Raw genomic sequence first — 8,759 nt, 5'->3', positions numbered from 1 at the left:
GGGAATGTCGCGGAAGATCGTGATCAGGGAAGGCATCCGAAAACTCCAAAATAGGAGCCATCCAAAGAATCCAGATCAAACCTCCACGCCAGTCCTATTTCTCAAATGCGATTCCCCTAGTGGCGGGGTGGGGGCATGCCGCTTTGGGATGACGAAGCTGGAGGGGCCAGGCTGGGCGAGGCAGGCATGCGGCGGGTTCCGGCTCGCGGCAGCGGCGTCCCCGGGCGGCGGCGCCACGTGCCTCGTCGTGCACCGGAACGCGGGCATGGGCGGCGAGGCATGGATCCCGGATACGTCGTCCTTCGCTGCGCTCGGACGTCGTTCCGGGATGACGAAGGGAAAGGAGGCGTCGGCATTCAGCCCCTCGTCCTCAGCCTCCGTCTCGATGCGGCTACCCCGCATGAAACGTCATTCCGAGGCCGCGCAGCGGAACCCGGAATCCAGAGTGGTGACCGAGGCGGAAATGCGCGGCGCTCGTGCCCCCGCGTGAGGCGCCGACGCTCTGGATTCCGGGTTCCGCTGCACGGCCCCGGAATGACGACGGAGGGGGCGGCGGCCCTGAGATGACGCCGCAGCGGTGGTGCGGGAACGGTCGATTGACAGACACCAAGGCCAACGCCCTCGTCAGGCAGGACGGGCACTCAGACCGGGACACGGAGCTTGGAATCGAACAGTAGCCGGATACGCGGGATGACGGCCGTGCGTGCCGGCCGCCTGTGGCAGTCCGGAACCGGCGCCGGACCGAACACTTCTACAGAAGCAGCGACTGGACGCCCAGGGCGGTAGCCGCGACGGCCATACGGCGGTCGAGCGTGCAGAGTGTCGCGCCGTGTACGGCCGCCACTGCAATGTGCAGCGCATCGCCGGCCCGTAGACCGAGTTCATGATCGTTCAGGTGGAGTGCGGCGACGCGAAAATCCTCGCTCGACACCGGAAAAACACGGAAAGACGTCCGGATCATGCGCGTGTAGGCCGCCATGATCGTCGCGCGAGAGCCACCCCCGAACTGTCCCGTTCTCACCTTGATCGACATGGCCGAGGCGAATTCGGTATGCACCCATTCACTCAGGGCAAGGGTTCCAGGCGGCTGATCGGCAATCCAATCCTGCACACGCGCGGTCGCGTCTTCGCTGGTCAGCATGGCAACGAGAACGGACGTGTCGAGATAGAGCATCAGTAGCGGTCGTCATCGCGCATGGTCCGGACGAAACCACCTGCGGTCTCGGACTGGCCGGGAACCGCTTTGGTCAAGGCTCGCAGCGCAGCCAGATCAACCCTCTCACGTGGCTCATCGACCGCGGTCAATTGCGCAATCGGTTTGCCATGCCTGGTGATGGTGACCGTTTCGCCTGCCGCTACTCTCGACGCGAGGTCGCTGAGATGGGCCTTCGCTTCGGCAATGCTGACCGTTCGCATGCATTCCCCTGACCACATTTTGAGTCATAAATAGGCAGTCATCCGGCTTCGCGCAAGTTGACTGCCGCCTGGCACGGATCGGCACGGTTCAAGCGGAGTTGGGGGTAGCGCTGCCATGCCATGGTCCCGGACTTGCCGCCCGCGATATTCTCTGACTTAAGTCAGAGAATGGACAGGGCACGGCTCGACATCATCCGCGACTTCAACCGCACCGTCACGCTGCGCAGCGGCGCGCTGGACGAAAGCTATCTCGGGCGCGGGCGGCCGCTCGGGCAGGCGCGGCTGCTGTTCGAGATCGGCGACGGCGGTCGCGACCTGAAGGATCTGCGCCAGCGGCTGCGGCTCGATTCGGGCTATCTCAGCCGGCTCCTCGCCTCGCTGCGCCGGCAGGGTCTGGTGACGGTCGCGGCCGAACCGACGGACAGGCGCCAGCGGCGGGCCGTGCTGACGGATGCGGGCCGCGCCGAGTGGGCCGCCTATGACGATCTGTCGGACGAGGTCGCGCGGTCGATGCTGGCGCCGCTTTCGCCAAACGATGGTGCCCGGCTGGTCGCGGCGATGGGAGAAGTCCGGCGGCTCCTGGCGGCGTCCTCGGTCGCCATCGCGGTGGAGCCGCCGGCCTCGCCGGAGGCGCGCGCCTGCGTGGCGGCCTATGTCTGCGAACTCGGCCGCCGGTTCGAGGAGGGGTTCGACCCGGGCAACGGAAACCCCACCCCCGACGACGACGCCCTGACGCCGCCGGCCGGCTGCTTCCTCGTCGCGCGGCTGGACGGGCGGGCGGTCGGCTGCGGCGCGCTGCGGCGGCTTTCGCCCGGCATCGGCGAGATCAAGCGCATGTGGGTCGCGCCGGAAGCGCGCGGGCTCGGCCTGTCGCGCCGGCTGCTCGCGGCGCTGGAGGACCAGGCGCGGGACCTGGGTTTCGAACGGGTGCGGCTCGACACCAACCGGGCGCTGACGGAAGCGCAGGCGCTGTACCGTTCGGCGGGCTATCGCGCGATCGAGCGCTTCAACGACAATCCTTATGCGGATTTCTGGTTCGAGAAGGAACTTGGTTAGGCAGCGCCCCCTGCCTCGTCATCCTCGACCGGCCGGAGCGGCGCGGAGGACGGACCGGGATTCATGCCGGAACGGGCGCGCGCGGCCGGCGGTGCAGGAGAGGCGCCCTTCGCCCACCGCCTCGCGTGGCCGCGATGGTCAGGCATGGATCCCCGATACGACCTTTTGCGCTGCGCTCGAAGGCCGTTCCGGGATGACGGCGGCAGCAGCAGCGGTAGGCACTGGAGCGCCAAGGCCGGCCAGTTCGTGTTCGCAGGAAATCATCCAGGGTCATAAGGCTGTCACCGTTGCGGTCGATTCGCGGCCTCCGCGCCATCTGGACCAGGCAGTACTCTGCAAGCGACATGACCACGTCGCCATTGACATCGATCCTGTCGAAATCCGCCAGCAGTTGCCGGAAAGGCTCATGGGACTGCACCGCGGCCGAGCAAGCGACCAGTGACAGGAGGAAAGCGGTGATGATGATTCAAAACACAGGATTTCCTTCTGGAGGCTTTCTTTGCGTTTGCGCATGCGTTGCGGAGGCGCTCTTCAAGTCAGCGACTGAAGCTGCGGGTCCCGGTAGCCGTGCCACCGCGTGGGCCGGTACGTGTCATGTCGCAACTGCGATCGCCGGCGCTGCAGCTGCGGACACGGGATGCGGAATTGCCGTAGCGCCCGGTTGTCTCACGCGTCGCGCTGCATTCACCACCGGCGCAATTGCGGGTCTGGCTGGTCGCGCCGCCGTGGATGCCGGTCGCTGCACGTGTCCCGGTGCAATTGCCGTCGGCACAGGTCGCGCTGCGGCTCTGTGAGGTGACCCGCGGGGATGCGGGTGCATAGGGGCGATAATAGGCCGTCCAGGACCCATACCAGGGCTGGGCCACGTAGTAAGTGTCCCAGTAGACGCGATCATAGGCCACCACGGTCACGCCGACGGCTGGGGCGACAGCCGCTGACAGGACGACGGGGACGCCATTGTAGACCACGTGGATGTAGCTGGCAGATACCCAACCTCGGTAGTTGCCTAAGGCAACATCACACCACGCATAGTCGGCAACGCAACCATGGGTGACGATACGCGCACCTTGCGGCACCACAGTCACCACCGGGTAGCTCACAGCCGGTCCGGCGCGCAGGTTGACGTTTGCCGTCGACACCGCGACGCTGGAGGCCGAGGCGACCGTGGTCCAAGCCGTCAGGAGGGCCAAAATCACAATTGTTTTCTTCAGCATGATTCACTCCATATCCGACGATCCGACTCGTTCGTCTTATGGACGGCGATTTGCAGCAGCTGAATTTCACTGGTGTTACGGAATCCGCGCAAGATGTCACAATTTGTTTCTAGGATCCCCGTAGGTCATGTTTTGAAACAAATTGATCTTGCGCGAAAACTTGGAAGCGTGACACGATCGGCTTCACGAACAGCAAATCAGACAGAGTGGTCGTCGTGGACGACGGCGCTGAGCTCCGTGCACTGCTGCGCTGGTCCCCTCCGAGCACAGCTTCGAGACCCGTGCGGTAGACGGGCGGCGCCGCGCTTGACAGGGAACGGTCGCGGAACCCGGCGGATGCAATCGTTCCCGACCTCATGATGTCAGGCGAAGACGGGCTGACCAACTGAAGGCTTCGCGAGGTCGCATCCGAAGACGACGATCAGCGACAGCCGAGGCAAGAAGGCGCCGGGCCGCTCGTCCGACGGGTCTTCGCCCTACAGCGCCCCCCTCTGCCCTGCCGGGCATCTCCCCCACAGGTGGGGAGATCGGCAGTTCCGACCTCGGCGCTCATCCTGCACCGCTTGCGATTGCCGAAGGCGGTGGAGCGAGTGATCCCCCCCTTGAGCCCCCTTGAGGGGGAGATGGCCGGCAGGCGAGAGGGGGCGCGACGGGGCGAGAGGCCGGCAGGACCGGAGGTCCGCCCTGCCCTGTGCCCTCACTTCGGAAACTCGAGCCCCATCTCGCGGTAGCGCTCGGGGTCGTCGCTCCAGTTCTCGCGCACCTTCACGAAGAGGAAGAGATGCGCCTTCTGCTCGAGGATCTCGGCGATGTCCTTGCGGGCAGCCTGGCCGATGGCCTTGATGGTCTCGCCCTTGTGGCCGAGTACGATCTTCTTCTGGCTGTCGCGCTCGACGTAGATCACCTGCTCGATCCGCACCGAACCGTTGGGCAGTTCCTCCCATTTCTCGGTCTCGACATGCGAGGAGTAGGGAAGTTCCTGGTGCAGGCGCAGATAGAGCTTCTCGCGGGTGATCTCGGCGGCGAGCTGGCGCATCGGCAGGTCGGAGACCTGGTCCTCGGGATAGTACCAGGGGCCGACGGGAAGCCGTCCGGCGAGGAAGTCGAGGAGATCGGAGCAGCCGGAGCCGTCGAGCGCGGAGATCATGAAGGTGCGCTCGAACTGCGCCTTCTCGTTGATCTGCGCGGTGAGCGCCAGAAGCGACTCGCGCTTGACGCGGTCGATCTTGTTGAGGACGAGGATCTTGGGCTGATGCACCTCGGCGAGGTTCTCCACCAGCGACCCCGCATCGCCCTTCAGTCCACGCTCGGCGTCGATCAGCACGAGAACGAGGTCGGCGTCCTTGGCGCCGCCCCAGGCGGTACGGACCATGGCGCGGTCGAGCGTGCGGCGCGGCTTGAAGATGCCCGGAGTGTCGACGAAGACGATCTGCGCGTTCTCGTGGGTGGCGATGCCGCGCACGATGGCGCGGGTGGTCTGCACCTTGTGCGTGACGATCGACACCTTGGTGCCGACGAGCTGGTTGATCAGCGTCGACTTGCCGGCGTTCGGCGCGCCGATGAGCGCGACGAAGCCCGAATGGCGTGTTTCATCGGATCTATCGGGCGCTGCGGCCGGGTCGGCCGCAGGGGTGTCGGCCGGGTCGGCCTGGTCCTGGTCTGTCATGTGGGGTCTTCCGGTTTGGGCCAGACGCCTTCGCGCTGGAGCATGGCTGCGGCGCCGGCCTGCTCGGCCTCGCGCTTGGAACGGCCGCGGCCGATGGTGGGTTCGAGGGTGCCGACGCTCACCGTGACGGTGAAGACCGGCTCGTGGTCCGGCCCGTCACGGCCGGCAATGGAATAGACGGGCGTGGCGGCAGCCGACTGGTGGGCCCATTCCTGCAACTCGGTCTTGGGATCGCGCTTGGCGCCCTGCGCCAGGCGGCTGCGCGGGCCCCAGTGCCGTTCGATCAGCGGCCGGGCGGCTTCGAGCCCTCCCTCCAGATAGATCGCGGCCAGCAGCGCTTCCATCGCGTCGGCGCGGGTGGAGCGGCCGCTCGGCCCGGAGAGCGTCTTCAGCCCGGAATCGGCGCGGATCAGTTCGGCCAGGCCGATCTCCTCGGCGACGTCGGCGCAGGTGGCGCCGCTGACCAACGCATTGAGCCGCACGGCGAGTTCGCCCTCCGGCGCGCCGGGAAAGGCCTTGAACAGCATCTCGGCGACGACGAGGCCGAGCACCCGGTCGCCCAGGAACTCGAGCCGCTCGTAGTCGGCACCGGCGTGTCGACGGGCGCTCGAATGGGTGAGCGCGCGTTCGAGCCGCTCGATGTCGCGAAAGACGTGGCCGGTGCGCTCGCGGGCCATCTCCGCCAACGCCTGACCGGTCAGCTTCCGGGCGGCCATCGCGGTCAGTCGACGAAGTTCAGGAGCCGCGACGGGCGGATCAAAGACGGCCACTTCCAGATCTCGAGCGGGCTGGCGCCGCCGGCAATCGAGAAGAAGATGATGTTGGCGCGGCCGACGAAGTTCTCCTCCGGCACGAAGCCGAAGACGCGGCTGTCGGCGGAATTGTCGCGGTTGTCGCCCATCATGAAATAGTGACCCGCCGGCACGACGAATTCGCGGGTGTTGTCGGAAAAGCCGTTCGGCGTTACGTCGAGCGTATCGTAGGAAACGCCGTTGGGCAGGGTCTCGCGGTAGACGTCGACCGGGCGGTTCTCCTCGGTGATGTCGGGATTGTCGATCTGGCCCGCCTTCTCGCGCTGCACCGCCGCGCCGTTGATGTAGAGCTGGCCATCGCGCATCTGGATGCGGTCGCCCGGCAGGCCGATGACGCGCTTGATGTAGTCGAGCGAGGGATTGGGCGGATACTTGAAGACCGCGACGTCGCCGCGCTCGGGGGCGCTGGCCCAGATGCGGCCGGAAAAGAGATCGGGCGAGAACGGCAGGGAGTGGCGGGAGTAGCCGTAGGCCCATTTGGTCACGAAGAGATAGTCGCCCTCGAGCAGCGTCGGCCGCATCGAACCCGACGGAATCGAGAAGGGCTGGAACAGCAGCGTCCGGATCACGACCGCGAGCAGGAGCGCCTGCACGATGACGCTGACGGTCTCGCCCAGTCCGCCCGTTTTCTTTTGCGATTTGTCCGCCACGCTCATGTCGTCCTCGATTTGGAATGGGAAGCTCTTACCGGCTCGCGCGATGCGGGGCAACGGCATAGCCGGCGCGCAAGCGGCACCGGACTTCGACGAAGATTGCGCGTGCGATACTCCGCTTTGGCGCGAAGGTCTATCCCCGCAACTGTGGCGGCACTTCGACCGGCACCGCCTCGATGACGACGAAGGCCTGCGCGAGCGGGTAGTCGTCGGTGATGGTCAGGTGAACCACGCCGCGATGGCCGGCCGGCAGCATGGCGGCGAGCCGTGCCGCAGCGCCGCCGGAAAGCTCCATCACGGGCATGCCGCCGGCGAGGTTGACCACGCACATGTCCTTCCAGAAGACGCCCTGCGCGATGCCGGTGCCGAGCGCCTTGGCGCAGGCCTCCTTGGCGGCGAAGCGCTTGGCATAGGAGGCGATGCGGCCGCCGCGGCTTTCGGCACGCTGGCGCTCGCCTTCGCTGAACACCCGCTCGGTGAAGCGTTCGCCATGGCGCTCGATCGAGCGCTCGATGCGGCGGATGTCGATCAGGTCCGACCCCAGCCCGATGATCATATGCCGTTGGCCGCCATGGACTGCGCCTCGGCGCGGCGCCTGGCCTTTTCCAGCAGGCGATGCTGACGCTGGCGCCGGAACGCGGCGACGCCCCAGCGCGTCAGGATGTAGAACACGATCGCGAAGGACACGCCGATGGGGAAGCCACCGACCGTCATCGGCTTCAGCAGCGGCTCCCAGAGCTGGGCGAATTCCAGCTTCTGCACCAGCTTGCCGAGCTGGATCGGCTGGTCGCCATGGGTGGCGGTGGTGCCGAGGATCGCGCAGCCGAGCTTGTAGCTCGAGGCCCAGATGAACGGAAACGTGATCGGGTTGCCGATGGCCGTGCCGAAGGCCGAAGCGATGAGATTGCCCGCGAGCAGCCATGCCACGGCCGCGGCCAGCACGAAGTGAAAACCGATATACGGCAGGAAGGATGCGAAGACACCCGCGGCCACGCCGGCGGCGATGGCGTGCGGCGTCGCGGTCAGGCGCAGGACGCGCTTGGCGAAATACTGCGCGGAACGCCAGAAGGAGCGCCGCGGCCAGAGCATCGTGCGCATACGCTCCAGGATATCCGCCGGCTTTCTGCGCCGAAACAACATGCCTGTGGCCTTGCTCCCGTGTTCTCGGCTCCCGATATAGACATGGATTGTGTCAGGCTCGGCCACAAAATCGGCCGGCCGCGACTCCCGATCGCCATGCCCACTGACATAAGGTATACTCACGTCACACGTCGTGAACAACGGCGCGTCGCGCATTTGCGGCGAACGGCCGGGTGCCGTTGCGGAAGGTCGGCGACCCGTCGTCAGATGTTGCGGCTGCCCGGCTTGACCGGCGCAATCGCTGCGAGTTCCGGCGGCAGCGCGTCGGCGGGATAGGCTGGCACCTCGTATTGCGCCAGCGCCACCAGCGGCACGCCGACATCGGCCTTGCCGGCCGACCGGTCGATGATGCAGGCGGCGGCCACGACCTCGGCGCCGATGCCGCGCAGGCAGTCCACCGTCTCGCGGATCGAGAGCCCGGTCGTCACGATGTCCTCGACGATGACCACCCGGGCGCCCGGCGCGATCTCGAAGCGGCGCAGCCGGAAGACGCCGGCCTCGCGCTCGACCCAGATGGCGGGTACGCCGAGGTGGCGCGAGGTCTCGTAGGCCGGGATGATGCCGCCGACGGCCGGGCCGACGACATAGTCGACCCCCTCGCCCACCGCCTCGCGGATGCGGGCGGCCAGCGCCCGGCACAGGCGCTCGGTCTTGTCGGCATGCATGAACACGCGGGCCTTCTGCAGGAAGATCGGGCTGCGCAGGCCGGAGGTGAGGATGAAGTGCCCTTCCAGGATCGCGCCCGCCTCGCGGAAGATCTCGAGCACCTCGTCCCTGTTCATCGCCATCGTCCTTTCCCTGA

10 protein-coding genes are annotated in these 8,759 nt (G+C 66.7%); 1 reads left to right on the top strand and 9 read right to left on the bottom strand.

The features are described 5' to 3' along the window. Positions 1–751: 751 nt before the first annotated feature. On the bottom strand, positions 752–1,174 hold the full coding sequence (locus tag N1F91_RS28395) for a type II toxin-antitoxin system VapC family toxin (protein ID WP_289997130.1): 423 nt from the start codon (positions 1,172–1,174) through the stop codon (positions 752–754). After that, positions 1,174–1,416: a type II toxin-antitoxin system prevent-host-death family antitoxin gene (locus tag N1F91_RS28390; RefSeq protein WP_289997129.1), complete on the bottom strand. Its 243-nt coding sequence runs from the start codon at positions 1,414–1,416 to the stop codon at positions 1,174–1,176. The genes N1F91_RS28395 and N1F91_RS28390 overlap by 1 nt, the downstream gene beginning before the upstream one ends. A 168-nt stretch (positions 1,417–1,584) precedes the next feature. Here N1F91_RS28390 and N1F91_RS28385 point away from each other — a divergent pair, with 168 nt between their 5' ends. Further along, positions 1,585–2,472: a helix-turn-helix domain-containing GNAT family N-acetyltransferase gene (locus tag N1F91_RS28385; protein WP_289997128.1), complete on the top strand. Its 888-nt coding sequence runs from the start codon at positions 1,585–1,587 to the stop codon at positions 2,470–2,472. Between the two features lie 536 nt (positions 2,473–3,008). Here the strand turns inward: N1F91_RS28385 and N1F91_RS28380 are convergent. The 7 genes from N1F91_RS28380 to pyrE all read right to left on the bottom strand — a co-directional run bounded on the left by N1F91_RS28380 (position 3,009) and on the right by pyrE (position 8,739). Further along, complete coding sequence (locus N1F91_RS28380) at positions 3,009–3,686, bottom strand: SH3 domain-containing protein (RefSeq protein WP_289997127.1); 678 nt, start codon at positions 3,684–3,686, stop codon at positions 3,009–3,011. Between the two features lie 697 nt (positions 3,687–4,383). Then, positions 4,384–5,352, bottom strand: a complete 969-nt coding sequence (era, locus tag N1F91_RS28375; RefSeq protein WP_289997125.1) for a GTPase Era — start codon at positions 5,350–5,352, stop codon at positions 4,384–4,386. Then, complete coding sequence (rnc, locus tag N1F91_RS28370; protein WP_289997124.1) at positions 5,349–6,068, bottom strand: ribonuclease III; 720 nt, start codon at positions 6,066–6,068, stop codon at positions 5,349–5,351. The genes era and rnc overlap by 4 nt, the downstream gene beginning before the upstream one ends. Positions 6,069–6,073: 5 nt before the next feature. Beyond that, positions 6,074–6,820 carry a signal peptidase I gene (lepB, locus tag N1F91_RS28365; RefSeq protein WP_289997123.1) on the bottom strand — a complete coding sequence of 249 codons (747 nt, stop codon included), beginning with the start codon at positions 6,818–6,820 and terminating at the stop codon, positions 6,074–6,076. A 130-nt stretch (positions 6,821–6,950) separates the two neighbouring features. Further along, entirely contained in the window at positions 6,951–7,373 is a 423-nt protein-coding gene (gene acpS / locus N1F91_RS28360) for a holo-ACP synthase (RefSeq protein ID WP_289997121.1), read from the bottom strand. After that, positions 7,370–8,113: a DUF2062 domain-containing protein gene (locus N1F91_RS28355; protein WP_354670571.1), complete on the bottom strand. Its 744-nt coding sequence runs from the start codon at positions 8,111–8,113 to the stop codon at positions 7,370–7,372. The genes acpS and N1F91_RS28355 overlap by 4 nt, the downstream gene beginning before the upstream one ends. 47 nt (positions 8,114–8,160) lie before the next feature. After that, the gene (gene pyrE / locus N1F91_RS28350) at positions 8,161–8,739 is read right to left on the bottom strand and encodes an orotate phosphoribosyltransferase (protein WP_289997132.1); all 579 of its coding nucleotides are present in this window, start codon (positions 8,737–8,739) and stop codon (positions 8,161–8,163) included. Between the last annotated feature and the right edge of the window lie 20 nt (positions 8,740–8,759).

It is taken from the genome of Aquibium sp. ELW1220 (genome assembly GCF_030398385.1).
Lineage (GTDB): Bacteria > Pseudomonadota > Alphaproteobacteria > Rhizobiales > Rhizobiaceae > Aquibium.
Note: the sequence above shows the minus strand (reverse complement) of the source record. Positions and strands in the feature narration are given on the sequence as shown.

Excerpts from the sequence above, each read along its gene's own strand:
- N1F91_RS28395 (WP_289997130.1), bottom strand. The coding sequence starts at position 1,174 with ATGCTCTATCTCGACACGTCCGTTCTCGTTGCCATGCTGACCAGCGAA.
- N1F91_RS28390 (WP_289997129.1), bottom strand. The coding sequence starts at position 1,416 with ATGCGAACGGTCAGCATTGCCGAAGCGAAGGCCCATCTCAGCGACCTC.
- N1F91_RS28385 (WP_289997128.1), top strand. The coding sequence starts at position 1,585 with ATGGACAGGGCACGGCTCGACATCATCCGCGACTTCAACCGCACCGTC.
- N1F91_RS28380 (WP_289997127.1), bottom strand. The coding sequence starts at position 3,686 with ATGCTGAAGAAAACAATTGTGATTTTGGCCCTCCTGACGGCTTGGACC.
- era (WP_289997125.1), bottom strand. The coding sequence starts at position 5,352 with ATGACAGACCAGGACCAGGCCGACCCGGCCGACACCCCTGCGGCCGAC.
- rnc (WP_289997124.1), bottom strand. The coding sequence starts at position 6,068 with ATGGCCGCCCGGAAGCTGACCGGTCAGGCGTTGGCGGAGATGGCCCGC.
- lepB (WP_289997123.1), bottom strand. The coding sequence starts at position 6,820 with ATGAGCGTGGCGGACAAATCGCAAAAGAAAACGGGCGGACTGGGCGAG.
- acpS (WP_289997121.1), bottom strand. The coding sequence starts at position 7,373 with ATGATCATCGGGCTGGGGTCGGACCTGATCGACATCCGCCGCATCGAG.
- N1F91_RS28355 (WP_354670571.1), bottom strand. The coding sequence starts at position 8,113 with ATGCGCGACGCGCCGTTGTTCACGACGTGTGACGTGAGTATACCTTAT.
- pyrE (WP_289997132.1), bottom strand. The coding sequence starts at position 8,739 with ATGAACAGGGACGAGGTGCTCGAGATCTTCCGCGAGGCGGGCGCGATC.